Here is a 17,555-nt window from a genome sequence, read left to right on the forward strand (position 1 = left end):
GCGAAGTCAAACGATCGCGGTGCGCTCCATGATCTGGCGAAAGGCGCGGGCGGCCGAACGGCTGTTCATCGGCGTCGCGCTCCATGCGCCCCCGCCGGGCCGTCCGTCGGTCAGTTTGCGGACTTCCGACAGCACATTGGCGAAGACCGCTCGATCCAGTCCGACTGCGGTGCAGGCCAGATAAAGCGGCTCCGCAGTAGACGAGTGGATGGCGGAGCGCACCTGAGCCGGCGTGAATCCTCCCAGTTGCACCAGGGCCTGTTCGAACAGGCTCAGACGCTGTTCGCGCAAGGCTCGGATCAATATGCCGGGCCGAAGTTGCCCGGCCGCCTGAAGCTTGTCGACCAGACGTTTTTCCATCTCTTGCCGCTCGCGATCGGCGTTGCGGCCGGTGGGTTGCAACGGCCGCCAAGTGGGGGAATGCACCGCCTTGGCCGCCGCCTCCCGCACCGCCGCGTTCAGGCGGGCGTCGTCGATCTTGAACCGCTCGCCGATGGACTGCCGCAGGGCCTGTCCGACCCATTGGTACAGATCATGGGCGAGATCTGCGTTCAGGCGGGGGTGACGGGTCAGGGGCGCGCGAAGACCGGCGATACGGCGGGAATGTTCGATCAGACGACGCATGGCCGCATCGCTGATGTCGGCGGTCCGGTTCGACGCCAGGGCCGTCATGGTCACGGGATCGGCCTGATCCACGATCGCCTCTACGACCCCATGAGACAGGTGCGGCCGCCGCGCCACGGCGATCTGATGCTCCAGCGTGGTCTCCAGCAGGATCCGGATCAGGTCCGCGTCCTGCAACAGGGGGCTGGCGGCGATCACAGGGGCGGCGATCTCGATCTCGTCCAGCGCCAGCATGTTGATCAGGGCCGGCGGGGCCCAGTCCGCTGCGGCGAGGCGTTCGGACAGCAGGCGGCGAATATCCCGCTCGGCCTGGGCGGCCAGGGCCAGGAAGATTTCCGCCAGCGCGGGCGCCAGGGCGGTGTCCGGCGGCGCGGCTTCGCACAGGGCGACCACGCCCAGCAATAGTCGCCGGCGGTCGTCCGGCGCCTTGCTGCGCGCCAGGTCGATCAAATCCAAAGCGGGTTCGCGCGCGGGCGACGGCGATCTGAGCTGGGCGACAGCGGACAAGGCGGCGGCTCCGACGCGGGAAGGTACCGCTTGCAACTGTGACGCCTGGTCATGAAGACGCGGTTAATGAAATCTGAAGTGCGGCGGTTAATGCGCGTGTCGTTCGGGCTCGACTTGACGGACGCAGGCTGCGGAGGGACGGTTGGGCAAGGCCCGTCAGAGGCCCGCCCTAGGATAGGAGACCCCCATGGCCGACGACGCCGTCCTCAGTCTGAAATCCCGCGTCTCCGAGGCGGAATGGCGCACCCGGGTGGAGTTGGCCGCCCTCTATCGGCTGGTCGCCCTCCACGGTTGGGACGACATGATCTTCACCCACATTTCGGCGCGCGTTCCGGGGGCGGAGCATCATTTCCTGATCAATCCCTACGGCTACTATTTCGACGAGATCACCGCCTCATCCCTGGTGAAGGTCGATCTGGACGGCAACATCGTTCAGGACACCACCGACTTCATCAATCCGGCGGGCTTCACCATCCATTCCGCAGTCCATGCGGCGCGGGAAGACGCAAAGTTCGTGATCCATCTCCACACGGTGAACGGGGTCGGGGTGGCGGCTCAGCAAGGCGGTTTGTTGCCGATCAGCCAGAACGCCTGTTTACTACAGCATCAGGTTGCGTATCATGGATATGAGGGGCTGGCTCTGAACCATGACGAGCGCGAACGTCTGGTCGCCGATCTGGGGGACAAGCCGCTGATGCTGTTGAGAAATCACGGCACGCTTGCGGTCGGGGAAACGGCGGCTCAGGCATGGATCGGCATCTTCTTCCTGGAAAGAGCCTGCGCCCAGCAGGTTGCCGCCCTGTCGGCGGGGCCGGATCAGGTCTTGATCGCGCCCGATCAGGCCCAGGCGGAGACCAAGGCGCAGGGCCGGGGGATCGGCTTCGTCGCCGCCCTGGCCTGGCCGGGGGCGCTGCGGCAGCTGGATCGCAAGTCGCCCGGCTACGACGCCTGACCGCAGCGGCGGCGGGTCTGGCGCTCGCCTGGCCTGCCTTGGCGCAGGCGGGGGCCTGGAACCCGCCGAGGGGCCAGGGGCAGGCGATCATCAAATATGAAAACCAGCGGGGCGATACGGGCTTCGATCCTTCGGGTGAGGAGGTTCCCCTGCCGGCCCAGCGCCGTGATGCGGCCCTCGGCCTGTTCGCCGAATATGGAGTAGGCGACGCCCTGGCGATTCGGTTGAAGGCGGATTGGCAGGACGGAGAAGACGCCTTCGTCGATTATCAGGGGCGCGGCCCGGTGGAAATCGGCGCTTCTTGGCAGGTTTGGCGAGACGACGGCGGCGCCGTCTCCGTCTACGGCGGCTACGCCTGGGCGGGGGAGGGGCGCAATGCGGGCTATGCGGCGCCGGGAGTCGGCGAACATGATTGGGAGGCGCGGGTGTCGGCGGCGCGGTCCCTGGGCGAAATGGGCGGGCGATGGGGGATGGACCAGTCCTTCGTCGAACTTCAGGTCGCGCGTCGCCTCCGCGACGATCTGCCCAATGAGACCCGGATCGACGCCACCATCGGGGCGCGGTTCGACGCACGATGGCTGATCCTGGGCCAAGCCTTCGCAGGCGCGGCGGACGGCGGCGCGCGCTGGCTGTCGCTCGAAGGTTCCCTCGTCAGGGATATTGGCGACTGGAGCCTTCAGGCGGGCTGGCGCCAGACTGTCACGGGGCGCGAGGCGGCCGTGGTTCATGGACCGGTTGTGGCGATCTGGCGCAGGTTTTGACGAAAACCGCGCGACGGAATTCGCCGTAAGTCACGTTACGGATAGGTAAGGTTGCGCGCCCGAGAGAAGACGCTAAGCGTGCACGTCCTCTGAATTGAAAGTCTGTTGCGTGATCAAACGCCACTTCTTCCTCGTCGCCGCAGCGATCCTGCTGGGGCTGATGGTTCTCGCCGCCGTGCTGAAGCTGGCCTTCGCTGAAGACGAGGGGGCGGGCGGCCCCGGCGGCGGCGGTCGTCGCGGCGGCCAGCAGGTGTCCGAGGCGGTCGTCGCGCAGAAGCCCTTCTCCGACCAGATCCGCGTCCTGGGCGTGGCGCGCGGCCAGAGGTCGGTGAACATCACCTCCTCCACGACCGAACTGATCACGCGGGTCCTGTTCACGGACGGCCAGAGAGTCTCGGCCGGGGCGCCCCTGGTCGAACTTCAGGCCCGCGAAGAGGATGCAGCCATCATCGAGGCGCGCGCCAATGTCGCCCAGGCGCAACGCGAATACGACCGCTATAAGGCCCTGGCGGACCGCGGGGTCGCCCCTCAGGTCTTGCTGGAACAGGCCGAAACCGCCCTGGAGACGGCGCAGGCGTCCCTGCAGGCGGCTCAGGCCCGACGCGGCGACCGGGTGATCCGCGCCCCCTTCGCCGGGACCCTGGGCCTGACCACGGTGACGCCCGGCACCCTGGTCAATCCGGGCGCCGTGATTGCGACCCTGGACGATGTCTCGACCATTCGCGTCGATTTTCCTCTGCCCGAACGGTACCTGAACCTGCTGCGGCCGGGGACGCCGATCACCGCGACCGCTGACGCCTATGGCGACGCGCCGTTCCAGGGCCGGATCGCCCTGATCGACACCCGCGTCAATGAGACGACCCGCGCGGCCACTGCCCGGGCCGAATTCCCCAATCCCGGCGGCCGCATTCGCCCAGGCATGCTGCTGAGGGTCTCGGTCCAACAGGGACAGCGGCAGTCCGCCGCAGTTCCCGAGGCCGCCGTTCAATATGAGGGCTCGGGCGCCTTCGTCTATCGGATTGCCCCCGGCGCCGAAGGTTCGACCGCCCAGAGGGTCGAGGTCGAGACTGGGGCCGTCGAGAACGGTTTTGTCGAAATCCTGTCCGGCCTGGAGGTCGGCGATCGGATCATCGGTTCGGGTCTGAACCGCATTCAGCCGGGCGCCGCCGTCAGCGTCGCCGGCGCGCGTCGTCAGGCCGCCGCCAAATGATGCTCTCTGATGTCTCGGTGCGGCGGCCCGTATTCGCGGCCGTCGCAGCCATCGTCCTGTGCGTGATCGGCCTTGCGGCCTTCTTCTTCCTGCCGGTTCGCGAACTGCCGGACGTGGATCCCCCGATCGTCTCGATCAACACCAGCTACGCCGGGGCTTCGGCCGAGGTGATCGAGAGCCGGATCACCGAGCCGATCGAACAGCAGATCGCCGGGATCCAGGGTGTCGAACGGATCAACTCGACCAGTCGGGACGGCCGGTCGAACGTCAACATCGAGTTCTCCCTGGACCGCAATATCGACGATGCGGCCAATGACGTGCGCGACCGGGTCAGCCGGGTGGTCGGCGCCCTGCCGGATCAGGCGGATCCGCCGGAGGTGGCCAAGGCCGATTCCGACAGCCAGCCGATCATCATCGTCTTCCTGCGCTCGACCACGATGAATCGGCTGCAGCTGACCGACTACGCCGACCGCTATCTGGTGGACCGGATGGCGACCGTGCCCGGCGTGGCCCAGGTCAACATCTATGGCGAGCAGCGCTATTCGATGCGGATATGGCTGGACCCCGCCGCCCTGGCCGCGCGCGGTCTCACCGTCACCGACGTCGAGACCGCCCTGACCAGCCAGAACGTCGAACTGCCCGCCGGGTCGCTGGAGTCGACCGCCAAGAACTACACCGTGCGCGTGGCCCGCAACTACGCCCTGCCGGAAGACTTCCGCCAGCTGCCGATCGGAACGCGCGGCTCGGCCTCCACCTCGGCCTCGGTCGCCACGGGAACCGGCAGCGGCTCGTCGGCCATCATTCAGGGCCAGCCGACCTATGTCACCCGCCTGGGCGACGTCGCGCGTGTGGAAGAGGCGCCGGAAGAAGACCGGCGCCTTTTCCGCGGCAACAGCATGGATCAGATCGGCCTGGCCGTGACCCGTCAGGCCCAGTCGAACGACCTGGCCATTTCCGACGGCGTGCGCAAGATGATCGACGAGATCCGACCCAGCCTGCCGCCCGGCGTAACGCTGGAGATCGGTTCGGACAATTCGGTCTTCACCTCTCACGCCATTGACGAGGTCTGGATCACCATCGGCATCTCCATGGCCCTGGTGGCCCTGGTCAACTTCATCTTCCTGGGCAGTCTGCGTGCGGCCCTGATCCCGTCCATCGTGGCCCCCATCTGTCTGCTGGCGACCTTCATCGTCTTGGCGCCCCTGGGCTTCTCGCTGAACCTTCTGACCCTGCTGGCCCTGGTGCTGGCGATCGGCTTGGTCGTGGACGACGCCATTGTGGTGGTCGAGAACATCCAGCGGCGGCTGGATCATGGGGAGCCGCCTCTGGTCGCGGCCGAACGCGGCGCGCGCCAGGTCTTCTTCGCCGTTGTGGCGACGACGGTGGTGCTGCTGTCCGTCTTCGCCCCCCTGCTGTTCCTGCCCGGCTATGTCGGGCGGCTGTTCGTCGAACTGGCGGCGGCGATTGCGGCCGCCGTGGCCTTCTCGGCCTTCCTGGCCTTGAGCCTGTCGCCGATGCTGGCCTCCAAGATCCTCAAGCCGGCCGAAGGCGGCGGCTGGCTGGCGCGCCGGGTCGACTGGGGCATGGACCGGCTGAAGACCTCCTACGGCCGTTCGCTGGAGATGCTGCTGGGGCGGCGCGCGGCGGTGATCGGCGTCGGCGTCCTGATCGCCCTGGTCGCGGCCGGGGCGGCCGGCATCTTTCTGGCCCTGCCCAACGAACTGGTGCCGGATGAAGACCGGGGCCGCGTCTCGGTCCGCGTCGCCGGGCCGGAAGGGGCGGGCTTCGACTACACGCGAAAGATCATGATGGGTCTGGAGCCCCTGCTGGCCGACTATAAGGCCAGCGGCGAGGCCGATTCCTATCTGATCTCGGCGCCGGGGTTCGGCGGCGGCAGTTTCAACTCCGGCAATGGGGTGCTGGTCCTGTCGGACTGGTCCAAGCGCGAGCGGTCGGCGGCCGAGATCGCCCAGGAGTTGAACCGCAAGCTGCGCGGCCAGACGGACGCTCAGGTCAACGCCTCGACGCCGGGCGCCTTCCAGCGCGGCGGCGGCAATTCCAACTCCATCGAATTGATCGCCACCGGCACCGACTATCAGCAGATCTACAACTGGCTTCAGCCCCTGTTGGCTGCGGCTCAGAACAATCCGGGCTTCTCGCGGCCGCGCCTGAACTATGAGCCCAACTCGCCGCGCCTGCTGGTGGATGTCGATCCGCAGAAGGCGGCGGCCCTGGGCGTATCCTCGCAATCGATCGGCCGCACCCTGGAGACCATGTTCGGCTCACGCCGGGCCACCACCTATATCAAGGGCGGCCAGGAGTATGACGTCATCCTGCAAACGGAACGTCAGAACCGGCGTGAAGTCTCTGACCTGGAAGCGCTTTATGTGCCGACCGGTTCTGGGCAGCTGGTGCCGCTGGCGGCGGTGGTGACCACCCAGACCTCGGGCGACACGCCCGATCGCCGCCGGCTGGATCGCCAGCGGGCCATCACCCTCCAGGCCGATCTGAACCCCGGCACGACGATCGACGATGCGGTTCAGTTCCTGCGCGCCGAAGCCGCCAAACAGCCCCAGGGCGGGGTGGTGGTCCAGTGGGGCGGGGCCGCGCGCGATCAGCAGGAGGCGGGCGGCGCCGTCCTGGCCGCCTTCGGCCTGGCGCTTCTGCTGGTCTTCCTGGTTCTGGCGGCCCAGTTCGAAAGCTGGATCACCCCGGCGGTGATCATGCTGACCGTGCCCCTGGCGGCGGCGGGCGGTCTGTTCGGCCTGTTGATGGCCGGGTCCAGTCTGAACATCTACAGCCAGATCGGCCTGATCATCCTGATCGGGGTGGCGGCCAAGAACGGCATTCTGATCGTGGAATTCGCCAATCAGCTGCGCGATCAGGGCCGGTCGATCCGGGAGGCGATCATCGAATCCTCCTCCCTGCGCCTGCGCCCCATCATCATGACCTCCATCGCCACCGCCTTCGGCGCCCTGCCCTTGGTGCTGTGGCAGGGGGCGGGGGCCGGCAGCCGTCAGACGATCGGCGTCGTCATCTTCACCGGCGCCATCTTCGCCACCGTCCTGACCCTGTTCGTCGTGCCGGTGATCTACGGCCTCCTGGCTCGCTTCACCAAGTCGCCCGAATGGACCGCTCGCAAGATCGAGGAGTGGGAGGCCCAGGAACTGCGTGAGGGCGGACCCAAGCCGATCATCGAAGGCTGACGCCTCAGGAGGCGGGCGGCGTCGAGGCCGCAGGGCGGTATCCCGTCTCCACCTTCAGGAAGGCGATCACGTCGCGCCGGTCCTTGGCGTCGGGCAGACCGGCGAAGGTCATCTTGTTGCCGGGCAGGAAGCCGCGCGGATTCTGCAGCCAGCGGTCCAGCGCCTGGGCGTCCCAGACGAAATCGGCCGTCCGCAGGGTGTTGGAATAGTTGTAGCGCGGCCGCTCGCCCGCCTTGCGCCCGAACACGCCGTACAGATTCGGCCCCGCCATGTCCGGCCCGTCCCGGCCGATGGTGTGACAGGCGCGGCAACGCGCGAAGACGCGACGTCCATTGTCCAGATCTCCCGTATTGTAAGGGGCGGGAAGGGCGGCGAGCAGATCGGCCCTCTCCGTCTCCGTCAGGGCGGACGGGGCCTTGGATTGAGGCGCGCCGCCCTGATCTCCGTTCGGACCGCAGGCCGTGAGCGTCAAAACAAGGGGGACGGCGGCGAGGGTGAGGTGACGCATCGCAGGCTCCGATTTTGCAGCAGGTTAGGCCGCCCGATAGGGCAAATGTCCAGCGCGGCAATTGGTCAAGGTGTCCCGCTGGACGGACGGGGGGCGCACCTGATAATCACTGTCAAAGAAGATGCGCGACCCCTGGTGCGGTCGCCCGCCCGTGTGAGCCTAGATTTGACCGATACGATAAAGCTGAGCCAGGCCCGACGCGGCGACCGCGGCGTCATTGTCCAGGTGGGCGGCCATTGTCACCATAAGGAGCATGAGGTCGAGTTGGAGCGCCGCCTGCTCGAACTGGGCTTCGTCGAGGGCGCCGAGGTCGAGCTGCTGCACGAAGGCCTGTTCGGGCGCGACCCGATCGCGCTGAAGGTGGACGACATGCGCGTGGCCCTACGTCGGCGTGAGGCCGCCAGCCTGATCATCCGTCGGGTCGCCGCCTGATGGACATGGCCCTGAAGACCGCCCGTGTCGCCCTGGTCGGCAATCCGAACAGCGGCAAGACCGCCTTGTTCAACGCCCTCACCGGCGCGCACCAGAAGGTCGCCAACTACGCCGGCGTCACGGTTGAGCGGAAGGAGGGGCTGATCCGAGCCGCCTCCGGCCGGACGATGTCGGTGCTGGACCTGCCGGGCACCTACTCGCTGCGGGCCCGCAGCCCCGATGAGGAAGTGACCCGCGACGCCGTCCTTGGCCGTCTTGCCGGAGAGACCCCGCCGGATGTGGTGGTCTGCGTCGCCGACGCCACCAATCTGCGTCTGGTTCTGCGCCTGATCCTGGAGTTGAGGGCCGTCGGCCGGCCCATGGTCCTGGCGCTGAACATGTACGACATCGCCCAGCGCCAGGGGCTGCGCATCGACCTGGAGGCCCTGTCCGCCGAGCTGGGCGTGCCGATCATCACCACGGTGGCCACCCGCAAGCGCGGGATCGAAGACCTGATCGCGGCTGTCGAGGCGAAGGTCGAGGCGGCGGCGGTCGAGGATGAAAACCGGTGGAGCAGCCCGGATTCCGCCGCCCTGCGCCATGCGGCCCGCGAGGCCGAGCGGATCATGAAGGCTTGCGTGCGCCCGCCCGAGCGGCCCGACACCCTGACCGGGAAGATCGACTCGGTTCTGCTGCACCCGGTCGCGGGGATGGCGATCCTGTTCGTCCTCCTCTTTGTGATGTTCCAGGCCGTCTTCAGCTGGGCGGCGCCCCTGATGGACGGCATCGAGGGCGGAATCGGCTGGATCGGCGGCCTGGTTGCGGCCCTCATCCCTGACCAGGGCGCGGGCGGACTGATCCAGAGCCTGATCGTCGATGGGATCATATCCGGCGTCGGCAGCGTGCTGGTCTTCCTGCCGCAGATCCTGATCCTGTTCCTGTTCATCATCGCCCTGGAAGACTTCGGCTATATGGCCCGCGCGGCCTTTTTGATGGACAAGATCATGGGCGGCGCCGGCCTGCACGGGCGGGCCTTTATCCCCCTCTTGAGCAGTTTCGCCTGCGCCATACCCGGCATCATGGCCGCGCGGGTGATCGACTCGCGCCGCGACCGGCTGACCACCATCCTGGTCGCGCCCCTGATGACCTGCTCGGCCCGGATCCCCGTCTATACGCTGATCATCGCGGCCTTCATTCCCAGCCGGACCGTCTGGGGCGTCGTCAATCTGCAGGGACTGGTGATGTTCGGCCTCTACGCCGCCGGGATTCTCAGCGCCCTGTTCGTGTCGCTTCTGATCCGCAAGGTGTTCTGGCGCGGCGCGGTGGAGCCCTTCATGATGGAGCTGCCCACCTATCGGCTGCCGGACCCCAAGAGCGTCGCCTTCAACCTTTGGCTTCGCGCCAAGATCTTCATCAATCGCGCCGGCCGGATCATCCTGCCGCTGGTCATTCTGCTGTGGGTTCTGGCGACCTTCCCCTATCCGCCCGAGAACGCGACCCTGCCGGATATTGACTATTCGTTCGCCGGCATGATCGGCCGGGCGCTGGAGCCGATCTTCGCCCCCATCGGCTTCAACTGGCAGATGGTCATCGCCCTGATCCCCGGCATGGCGGCGCGTGAAGTGGCGGTCGCGGCGCTCGGCACCACCTACGCCATCGCCGATGCGGAGAATGCGACCGGCCTTCTGGCCTCGACCCTGTCGGCCCAGTGGTCCCTGGCGACGGCCCTGTCCTTCCTGGCCTGGTACATCTTCGCGCCCCAGTGCGTCGCCACCCTGGGTGTGGTCAAGCGCGAAACCAACTCGACCAAATGGACCTGGATCATGATCGGCTACATGTTCGGACTGGCCTATCTGGCGTCCTTCGTGACCTATCATGTGGCGGTGGCCCTCGGAGGCGGCTAAGCGGGGGTGGTTCTTCACCGTCCGGACCCAGAGATGAGCCCTGTCCTCGCCGCCGTCGTCCTGGGCCTTCTGGGTCTGATCATCGGCAGTTTCCTGGCGGCCGTGAGTGTCCGCCTGCCGCGTGACGAGGACATCGTACTCGCCCGGTCGCGGTGCATGGGGTGCGACCAGATTCTGAGGCCGTGGGAACTCGTCCCCCTGTTCAGTTGGGTCGTGTTGCGCGCCCGCTGCGCCCGGTGCGCCGCGCCCATTTCTCCACGGTATCCTTTGATCGAGCTGGCGGCGGCCGCAATCGGCGTCTGGACGGGTCTCTGGGCCGGCCTCAACGGCGGATCGATCCTGATGACGGCGGCGACCGCGATCCTGGGATGGCAGCTGCTGCTGATCGCGATCGTCGACGGCGAGAATTTCTGGCTTCCCGACGTCCTGACCGGACCGCTGGCGGCGACGGGACTGATCGCGGCGGCGCTGTCGGGATGGGACCAGGCGATCGCCCATCTGATCGGCGCGATCGTCGGGTTCGGCGGGCTGTGGCTGGTCGCCTGGCTGTACAAGCGGGTCCGGGGCCGAGACGGGCTGGGGGGCGGCGATCCCTTCCTCTTTGCGGGCGCCGGGGCCTGGGTCGGATGGATCGGCCTGCCCAGCGTTCTTCTCTGGGCCTCGGCGGCGGGCCTCAGCCTGGTGTTCGGCCTGCTGGTGGTGCGCCGCTCGGTCAGCGCGACGGACAAGCTGCCGTTCGGCGTCTTTCTGGCCGTTGGCATCTGGCTGACCTGGCTTTACGGGCCGCTTGGGCTTTAGCGCCCGGTGGTCAGTTTGACGATGATGATCGCCGCCGTGTCCAGAATGGCCTCGGGCGTGTCGGCGCGGCGCAGCAGGTCGAAGCTGGCGGCGGTGGATTCGGCGATGGAGGCGATCTGGTAGGAGGCCAGTCGGGGATTGTAGTCCTTGGGATGGAGGCCCGCCGCATGGGCCTGGGCCACCCGCCGTTCGATCGCCAGATGCAGGCGGCGCAGGCGGCGCACGCGGCTTTCGACAAAGGCCGCCTCGCCGTTGTCGGCCAACATGTGCTCGACCCGCAAAACCTGTCCGTGATCGCGCCAGACCGCCATCACGTCCAGAATGAAGGCGCGGCCGATGGCGAAGGCCCTGTCGCCGGGCCAGTCCGTCTGGAAATGCGCGGCCAAGCCCTGGAAATCGGCCGCCGCCGCTTCACACAGGGCTAGAACCGGTTCCTCGACCGACTTGAAATAGGTGTAGAAGTTCGAGGGCGAGACGCCGGCGGCCGAGGCCACGTCCGCCACGCGAATCTCGCCGTAGTGCCGCGCGTTGAGCAGCGTCCGCGTGGCGTCCAACAGGGCCTGACGGGTCCGGCCGCCCCGCGCGCCGATCTTGTGCCCCAGCTTGTTGGTCGTGTCGCCCATATCCCCAATGGTCGAAAAGAGGTGCTATGCGGCGGCGGCCCCGAGGGCGGCGCCGACCGTGACGACACGGCCCGCATAATCGATACGGCGCAGCCTAGCCGACCGACTCGCAAAAGGCCAATGCCGGGAAGGTTCGACCTCAGTCGAACGGCAGGATGAAGACGCCGTCGTATCCGGCGCCGGCGTCCTGGCGCGGCAGGGCCACAAATTCCCGCCCGGCGCTGGACAGCACCTCCCGCACCAGTTGGTCGAAGGCGGCGGCGTCATCCCGTTCAGACTTCAAGATGGCGAAGCCCTCTTCCGTCGGTTCGACCCGGTACCCCGCGCCCTGCTTCAACTCTGTGAGCGACAAACCCATCGAACGCGCGGCTCCTCTATCCAGGATGCCTTCGCACAACCCTGATGTGTCGTAAACAACATGGGTTGGTTCGATACGGAAGAAGGGCCGTCCGACGGACGGCCCTTCGATGATCCCGAACAGAGATCCTTGAAAGGTGGATCAGCTGCGGACGGGCGCGCGCACGCCGGCTTCCGCTCGGGCCTCATCGGTCTTCAAGGCGGCGAGGAAGGGCATGATCTGCCAAAGGGCGGACAGGCCGACCAGCACATAGACGATGCGGGACAGGGCCGAGCCGTCGCCGAAGAGGGCGGCGACCAGATCGAAGTCGAAGGCGCCGACCAGACCCCAGTTGAGGCCGCCGACGATGACGAGGAGGAGGGTGACGAGGTTCAGGATTTTCATGAGCTTTCTCCGTGATTGTAAGGAAAGAAGCTTCGACCGGTCAGGCCGTTCCATCCTCGCCTTGTCCGCGTCGCCTCTGGCGGAAACCGGACAGACCGCAACCCTTGCGGTCGTCATTGTCCATTTGCCGACACGGAGCAACGCGGCCGCGCGGCGCCCATTGAGGCGGGGACGCCGACATTGGCGGTCCGGGATTCTCGCGCTTGCCGCCCTTCGACCCCACACCCCTCGTTCAGAACATAGAGAGCCTGTTTCGCCGGCTCCGCCTCGTGGGCGTTCTCGGCGGAGCGGCCGTTCTGGCGACCCTGTCCGCCCTGGCGATCCTGCGCTAATCGAGCGGCGGCAGAGGATCGTCCGGCGGGCCGGCCGCCACCCGGACTTCATAGATCGGCGGTCCCGCGTCGTGGAACAGGACGAGCGTGAACGCCGTCTGGTGTACCCCTTTCAGCGCATGGTCGCGGATCAGGTCGCCCACAGCCAGCAACGCTTCGCATCGGGCCGCGTTGTCATCCCCAGCCATAAGCTGAAGACGCTCCTCCATGCCGGCGACGCCGATTTTCAGGCGGTATTTCCTCATGGAGCCTATACGTGAGAGGCGGGGCTTGGATGTCGCTTAGCTCAATTTGTTCAATGCTGGACGTTCTCGTCCAGAAGTTCGAACGTCGTGACGATCTGTCGCCGGCTCAGAGGCGGGCCATTCTTCGACTGCCCGTCGAGCGTCTCCAGGCGAGCGCTGGGGAAACGATCGTGCGCGAGGAGCGGCGTCAAACCTCGAGCCTGCTGCTGCTGTCCGGTTACGCCGGACGGGTCGCCTTTGTTGGAGACGGCGGGCGGCAGTTCACCCAGATCGGGCTGCCCGGCGACTTTCTGGACCTGCACAGCCTGGTTATGAAGCGGATGGAAAACGGCGTCATGGCCATTTCCGACTGCGAATTAGCGACCATCCCCCATTCCGCTCTTCGCCGACTGGCCTCGCGCGATCCCCATCTGGCGCGAATGTTCTGGCTGGAAACGGTGGTGGATGCGGCCATCCACCGGGTCTGGCTGGTCGGCATGGGACGTCAGGACGCCCAGGCGCGCATGGCCCACTTCTTCTGCGAGATATTCACCCGGCTGGAGCCGGTGGGGCGAACCGCCGAAGGGAGCTTCGACTTTCCCCTTAACCAGAATGATCTGGCCGATGTTCTGGGCCTGTCGTCCGTTCATGTGAACCGAACCCTGATGGCGCTGAGGGCGGCCGATCTCCTCGACGTGCGCGACGGCCGCGCCGTTATCAAGGATTGGGACGGTCTGAGCCGCGTCGCAGAGTTCGACCCCCAGTATCTGCGTCTCTGGAAAGAGGCGGTTTGAGCCTCAGGCGCCCGAGCCCGGCTCCGCCATCTTGCGGTGCCTTTCGGCCAGGACGGTCTGGGGGGTGATCGCCGCCATCGCCGCCTGGACCTTGTTGCCGAGACCCGCCACCACGTCGCCATCGCCCCGCTTCATCGCCGCATAGCCCGCTTTTGCGACATCCTCCGGGTTCGCCTTGTCGCCCTGGGCGACCTTGGTGTCCATCATGTCGGCGCGCTCGAAGAATCGGGTGTCGGTCGGGCCGGGCATCAGGACGGTGACCGACACCCCTGAGTCCTTCAGCTCATTGCGAAGGGCCAGCGAGAAGCTGTCCACGAAGGCCTTCGAACCATTGTAAACGGCCTGGAAACTGCCCGGCATCAGGCCGGCGATCGAGCCGGTGAACAGGATGCGGCCTTGGCCGCGCGCCCGCATGGTTCTGCCGATCAGATGGACCAGACGCACCGTCCCGGTGATGTTGGTGTTGATTACATGAAGGATCTCATCGAACGGCTGGTCCAGAAAGGCCCGGCCCAACCCGTGACCGGCGTTGGCGGCCAGGGCGTCGATCGGGCGCTCGCCGATCAGCTCTCTCAAGGACTGCACCCCCTCTTCAGAGGCCAGGTCGACCTGAAGGGCCTCGACATGGGCGCCCAATCCCTCAAGCGCCTGCATCGCCTCAGCCAATGGGGTGTCGGCGGCGATGACCAGGTCGTAGCCGTCCTGGGCGAACAGCTTGGCCAAGGCGTAGCCGATGCCCGATGAGGCCCCGGTGACCACGGCCAGCGGCCGAACGGTTTCTGCAGCGGTTTGATCCAGGGCGTCGGTCATTGATGAACTCCGGCTTTTCAGCCTGACCAACTCACGCCTGGGCCCTGTGTTCCGTCCAAGACTCGACGGAACGAAGCCGGCGCCGCTCGGTTCACCACGTTCAGCCGATCGGAGCTAAGTCCATGTCTTATAGTGACGTTTCAACCGACGCCGACGTCGGATCGACCGCCTTCCTTGAAGAGGATCGGCAAGAGGGCGACCATGACTCTTCAAGTCTGCGTGCGGCCCTGATCAACCGGCCGAGGCAGGAACTCTATGACTACTGGCGGGAGTTTCGAAACCTGCCCAGCTTCATGGAGAATGTGAAGGCCGTCGAAATTCTGGACGGGCGTCGCTCGCAATGGACCATAGCCGGCCCCGCCGGCGCCGACTTCGACCTGGTCTGCGAAATCACCGAGGATCGCCCTGGCGAGCGGATCGCCTGGACCTCTTCCGAGGGCTCCGACGTCGATCACGAGGGCTGGGTCGATTTCAAGGACAACCCCTTCGGCCGCGGCACGGAGGTCCGGGTCTTCATCAGCTATGATCCGCCTGCGGGGGTGGTGGGCAAGGTGGTCGCCAAGGTGATGCAGCGCGAGCCGCGGGTTCAGGCCCGGCGCGAGCTTCGCCGCTTCAAACAGCTGATGGAGACGGGGGAGGTTTCGACCTCCAAGGCGCCCGAGGCGGCGCCCCGCGCCTCGCGCCACCTCTGATCCTTTTCCCTCGAACCAAGGAGCCCCAATGCGCGCCCTCACATGGCACGGAAAACACAATGTCCAGGTGGATACGGTCCCTGACCCCCAGATCGTCAATCCCAGGGACGCCATCATCAAGATCACGGCGACCGCCATCTGCGGCTCGGACCTGCACCTCTACGACAGCATGATCCCCGGCATGTCCAACGGAGACATCCTGGGACATGAGTTCATGGGGGAGGTGGTGGAGGTCGGCCGAGGCAACACCAGCCTGAAGAAGGGCGATCGCGTCGTTGTTCCCTTCGTCATCGCCTGCGGCCAGTGCTTCTTCTGCGAACGGTCGATGCCGGCCGCCTGCGACAATTCCAATCCCGCCGACAAGGCCGACGCCACCGAGATCGCCTACGGCCATTCCGTCGCGGGCCTGTTCGGCTATTCGCACCTGACCGGCGGCTTCGCCGGGGGACAGGCCGAATATGCGCGCGTGCCCTATTCCGACTACGGCCCGATCAAGATTCCCGACGGGATCGAAGACGAGAGTGTTTTGTTTCTGTCAGACATCTATCCCACCGGCTGGATGGCGGCGGAGAACGCCCAGATCCAGCCCGGCGACACCGTCGCGGTCTGGGGCTGTGGACCGGTCGGTCTGTTCGCCATCAAGAGCGCGATCCTTCAGGGCGCCGGCCGGGTGATCGCCATCGACCGTCACCCGAACCGATTGGCCCTCGCCAAGGCCAATGGCGCGGAGGTGCTGAACTATCACGAGGTCAAGGTGCGCGAGGCCCTGATGGAGATGACGGCCGGCCTGGGCCCCGACAGCTGCATCGACGCCGTCGGCATGGAAAGCCACGGCTTCTCGCCAGACAATATCGTCGATGCGATCAAACAGGAGACCAGGCTGGGGACAGACCGACCCCACGTACTGCGAGAAACCATCATGGCGGTGCGCAAGGGCGGAACGGTGTCGGTCCCAGGCGTTTACGGCGGGGTGGCGGACAAATGGCCTGTGGGCGCCTTCATGGAGAAGGGGCTGACGCTGAAGACCGGCCAGACCCATGTTCAGCGCTATCTGCCGCAACTGCTGCAACTGGTGCTGGACGGCAAGATCGACACCACCGACCTGATCAGCCACCGTCTGCCGCTGGAACAGGCCCCCGAGGGCTACAAGAACTTCAAGGAAAACCAGAACGAATGGACCAAGGTGGTCCTGAAGCCGCACTGAGGCTTCAGCAGCCGCAGGCGAAGCGATGAAGGCGCGCGGGGTCGGTGACGATCATCCGACCCCGCGACAGCTTCAGCGCGCCGTCCCGCTCCAGGGCCTTGACGGCCGCATTGACGCTGGTGCGTTGAACGCCCATGGCCTGGGCCAGGATGGACTGGGTGGTGCGCAGTTCAGGGCCGGAAGTCTCGTACAGACGGCGAATCCAATTGGCCGTGCGGTGGGGCACCTGGTGGACGGCGTTGCAAGCCGCCTCGGCCTGCACCCGCGACAGACGGTCCAAGGCATGGCGGGCGAAAACGTGTTCGACGCAGGCCTGCCCCATCAGATCCGACAGATCGGCGGCCGGCGCCTCGATCCAGTGGGTGTCGATCAGAGGCAGAAAACGCACGGGATAGAAGGCGGAGGCCAACGAGGCTTCCCAACCGAACATCGCGCCTCGGCCATGAAGGCCGACGCAGGCCATGTTCTTGCGGTCGAAGGCCGCCAAGGCGCCGTCCAGCACAAAGCCCACCGCCGCACGCCCTTCCAGGCTTTCCCCGGCGCGGCCGCTCCGCATCTGACCCTTCTGTCGGACCAGATCCTGGACCTCGTCCGGCATCAGCCGCAGCACCGGGTGATCTCTCACACCTTGCGGACGATGGTCTTCCGAAATCGGATCCCGCGAGGAGACCGCGAGGGCTGAAGCGGCGTCATACATGCACCCACCCTGCACGGCGCGTAAGGCCAAGGCATTCACATGGGTTAAGCAAGGGCGGCGATCACCGCGCCTTGTGCGTTTCTTTTTCCCGTTCGGACCGGACCGCCCGGCAAGGAGGTAGGGCGAACGCCGCCCAGCCTCGGATACGGGGGTCGAGGGGCGCGCGTTTCTTTCATTGGATCATCCGGCCGCCGTGTCTGAACCGAGCGGGGCATGGACGTCCCCGTGATCCGGCCGCGGAACCCGCCGCAGCGGCTGGCCTTTCCTTAGGAACAAGGAGCCGCACGATGACGATGAAGTTTTACCAGATAGACCTGGAGCAAGGCGGGGTGACGCGAACCGTGCGCGTTCCGTCCAAGACCGATGTCCAGGCGGCCGACGCGGCCGCGCCTCTGATGAAGGCGGGCGAGCGGATCATCGCCATTCGCCAGGTCGTCGATGACGGATTGCAGAAGGCTGACGCCCTGCCGCCGGTCTCCCAGGCGGAGTCGTTCGCCGAGATCACGCCGGGCGCGGCGGCAAAGGGGCCGCCTCCCACCAGCTGACGCCGCAGCCG

General features: G+C 66.5%; 20 protein-coding genes. 12 read left to right on the forward strand and 8 right to left on the reverse strand.

Annotated features, from left to right (window positions below):
• Positions 1 to 6: 6 nt before the first annotated feature.
• Positions 7 to 1,131 carry a DUF2336 domain-containing protein gene (locus JL11_RS09645; protein ID WP_231681249.1) on the reverse strand — a complete coding sequence of 375 codons (1,125 nt, stop codon included), beginning with the start codon at positions 1,129 to 1,131 and terminating at the stop codon, positions 7 to 9.
• Positions 1,132 to 1,318: 187 nt separating this feature from the next.
• On the opposite strand from JL11_RS09645, the gene JL11_RS09650 reads away from it, so the two are divergent.
• From JL11_RS09650 to JL11_RS09665, 4 genes are all read left to right on the forward strand, one after another.
• Positions 1,319 to 2,083, forward strand: a complete 765-nt coding sequence (locus JL11_RS09650) for a class II aldolase/adducin family protein (protein ID WP_054765488.1) — start codon at positions 1,319 to 1,321, stop codon at positions 2,081 to 2,083.
• Between the two features lie 38 nt (positions 2,084 to 2,121).
• Positions 2,122 to 2,844, forward strand: a complete 723-nt coding sequence (locus JL11_RS09655; RefSeq protein ID WP_231681251.1) for a hypothetical protein — start codon at positions 2,122 to 2,124, stop codon at positions 2,842 to 2,844.
• 109 nt (positions 2,845 to 2,953) lie between these two features.
• On the forward strand, positions 2,954 to 4,054 hold the full coding sequence (locus JL11_RS09660; protein WP_054766912.1) for an efflux RND transporter periplasmic adaptor subunit: 1,101 nt from the start codon (positions 2,954 to 2,956) through the stop codon (positions 4,052 to 4,054).
• Positions 4,054 to 7,260, forward strand: coding sequence for an efflux RND transporter permease subunit (locus JL11_RS09665; protein WP_054766913.1), 3,207 nt, complete (start codon positions 4,054 to 4,056; stop codon positions 7,258 to 7,260). Before JL11_RS09660 ends, JL11_RS09665 begins: the two co-directional genes overlap by 1 nt.
• Positions 7,261 to 7,264: 4 nt before the next feature.
• Here JL11_RS09665 and JL11_RS09670 read toward each other — a convergent pair whose 3' ends face one another.
• Positions 7,265 to 7,768 (reverse strand): c-type cytochrome, encoded by a 504-nt coding sequence (locus JL11_RS09670; protein ID WP_054765489.1) that lies wholly within the window; start codon positions 7,766 to 7,768, stop codon positions 7,265 to 7,267.
• A gap of 165 nt (positions 7,769 to 7,933) precedes the next feature.
• Here JL11_RS09670 and JL11_RS09675 point away from each other — a divergent pair, with 165 nt between their 5' ends.
• From JL11_RS09675 to JL11_RS09685, 3 genes are read left to right on the forward strand one after another with little or no spacing between them, the layout of a single operon-like run.
• A complete protein-coding gene (locus tag JL11_RS09675; RefSeq protein ID WP_054766914.1) occupies positions 7,934 to 8,200 on the forward strand; it encodes a FeoA family protein in 267 nt (88 codons plus the stop codon).
• Positions 8,200 to 10,083, forward strand: coding sequence for a ferrous iron transporter B (feoB, locus tag JL11_RS09680; RefSeq protein WP_054765490.1), 1,884 nt, complete (start codon positions 8,200 to 8,202; stop codon positions 10,081 to 10,083). Before JL11_RS09675 ends, feoB begins: the two co-directional genes overlap by 1 nt.
• Positions 10,084 to 10,116: 33 nt before the next feature.
• Positions 10,117 to 10,881 carry a prepilin peptidase gene (locus JL11_RS09685; protein WP_054765491.1) on the forward strand — a complete coding sequence of 255 codons (765 nt, stop codon included), beginning with the start codon at positions 10,117 to 10,119 and terminating at the stop codon, positions 10,879 to 10,881.
• Here the strand turns inward: JL11_RS09685 and JL11_RS09690 are convergent.
• From JL11_RS09690 to JL11_RS09700, 3 genes are all read right to left on the reverse strand, one after another.
• Positions 10,878 to 11,504, reverse strand: coding sequence for a TetR/AcrR family transcriptional regulator (locus JL11_RS09690; protein WP_054765492.1), 627 nt, complete (start codon positions 11,502 to 11,504; stop codon positions 10,878 to 10,880). The two genes, JL11_RS09685 and JL11_RS09690, sit on opposite strands and share 4 nt — an antisense overlap.
• A 139-nt stretch (positions 11,505 to 11,643) precedes the next feature.
• Positions 11,644 to 11,862 (reverse strand): hypothetical protein, encoded by a 219-nt coding sequence (locus JL11_RS09695; protein ID WP_054765493.1) that lies wholly within the window; start codon positions 11,860 to 11,862, stop codon positions 11,644 to 11,646.
• 141 nt (positions 11,863 to 12,003) lie between these two features.
• Positions 12,004 to 12,246 (reverse strand): DUF378 domain-containing protein, encoded by a 243-nt coding sequence (locus JL11_RS09700; protein WP_054765494.1) that lies wholly within the window; start codon positions 12,244 to 12,246, stop codon positions 12,004 to 12,006.
• Positions 12,247 to 12,449: 203 nt separating this feature from the next.
• On the opposite strand from JL11_RS09700, the gene JL11_RS18090 reads away from it, so the two are divergent.
• Positions 12,450 to 12,578 (forward strand): hypothetical protein, encoded by a 129-nt coding sequence (locus tag JL11_RS18090; RefSeq protein ID WP_257720131.1) that lies wholly within the window; start codon positions 12,450 to 12,452, stop codon positions 12,576 to 12,578.
• Here the strand turns inward: JL11_RS18090 and JL11_RS09705 are convergent.
• A complete protein-coding gene (locus JL11_RS09705) occupies positions 12,575 to 12,823 on the reverse strand; it encodes a DUF6894 family protein (RefSeq protein WP_054765495.1) in 249 nt (82 codons plus the stop codon). The two genes, JL11_RS18090 and JL11_RS09705, sit on opposite strands and share 4 nt — an antisense overlap.
• A 53-nt stretch (positions 12,824 to 12,876) precedes the next feature.
• Between JL11_RS09705 and JL11_RS09710 the strand changes: the two genes are divergently transcribed.
• A complete protein-coding gene (locus JL11_RS09710; protein ID WP_054765496.1) occupies positions 12,877 to 13,596 on the forward strand; it encodes a Crp/Fnr family transcriptional regulator in 720 nt (239 codons plus the stop codon).
• A gap of 3 nt (positions 13,597 to 13,599) precedes the next feature.
• Here JL11_RS09710 and JL11_RS09715 read toward each other — a convergent pair whose 3' ends face one another.
• On the reverse strand, positions 13,600 to 14,406 hold the full coding sequence (locus JL11_RS09715) for an SDR family NAD(P)-dependent oxidoreductase (RefSeq protein WP_054765497.1): 807 nt from the start codon (positions 14,404 to 14,406) through the stop codon (positions 13,600 to 13,602).
• Positions 14,407 to 14,528: 122 nt separating this feature from the next.
• Between JL11_RS09715 and JL11_RS09720 the strand changes: the two genes are divergently transcribed.
• The gene (locus tag JL11_RS09720) at positions 14,529 to 15,098 is read left to right on the forward strand and encodes an SRPBCC family protein (RefSeq protein WP_054765498.1); all 570 of its coding nucleotides are present in this window, start codon (positions 14,529 to 14,531) and stop codon (positions 15,096 to 15,098) included.
• Between the two features lie 28 nt (positions 15,099 to 15,126).
• Positions 15,127 to 16,302 carry a zinc-dependent alcohol dehydrogenase gene (locus tag JL11_RS09725; protein WP_054765499.1) on the forward strand — a complete coding sequence of 392 codons (1,176 nt, stop codon included), beginning with the start codon at positions 15,127 to 15,129 and terminating at the stop codon, positions 16,300 to 16,302.
• A 4-nt stretch (positions 16,303 to 16,306) separates the two neighbouring features.
• Here the strand turns inward: JL11_RS09725 and JL11_RS09730 are convergent, their stop codons facing one another.
• Positions 16,307 to 16,999 (reverse strand): Crp/Fnr family transcriptional regulator, encoded by a 693-nt coding sequence (locus JL11_RS09730; RefSeq protein ID WP_082382669.1) that lies wholly within the window; start codon positions 16,997 to 16,999, stop codon positions 16,307 to 16,309.
• 287 nt (positions 17,000 to 17,286) lie between these two features.
• On the opposite strand from JL11_RS09730, the gene JL11_RS09735 reads away from it, so the two are divergent.
• Positions 17,287 to 17,544, forward strand: a complete 258-nt coding sequence (locus JL11_RS09735; RefSeq protein WP_224762172.1) for a hypothetical protein — start codon at positions 17,287 to 17,289, stop codon at positions 17,542 to 17,544.
• The last annotated feature ends 11 nt before the right edge of the window (positions 17,545 to 17,555 follow it).

Source organism: Brevundimonas sp. DS20, assembly GCF_001310255.1.
GTDB classification, from domain to species: Bacteria; Pseudomonadota; Alphaproteobacteria; order Caulobacterales; family Caulobacteraceae; genus Brevundimonas; species Brevundimonas aurantiaca.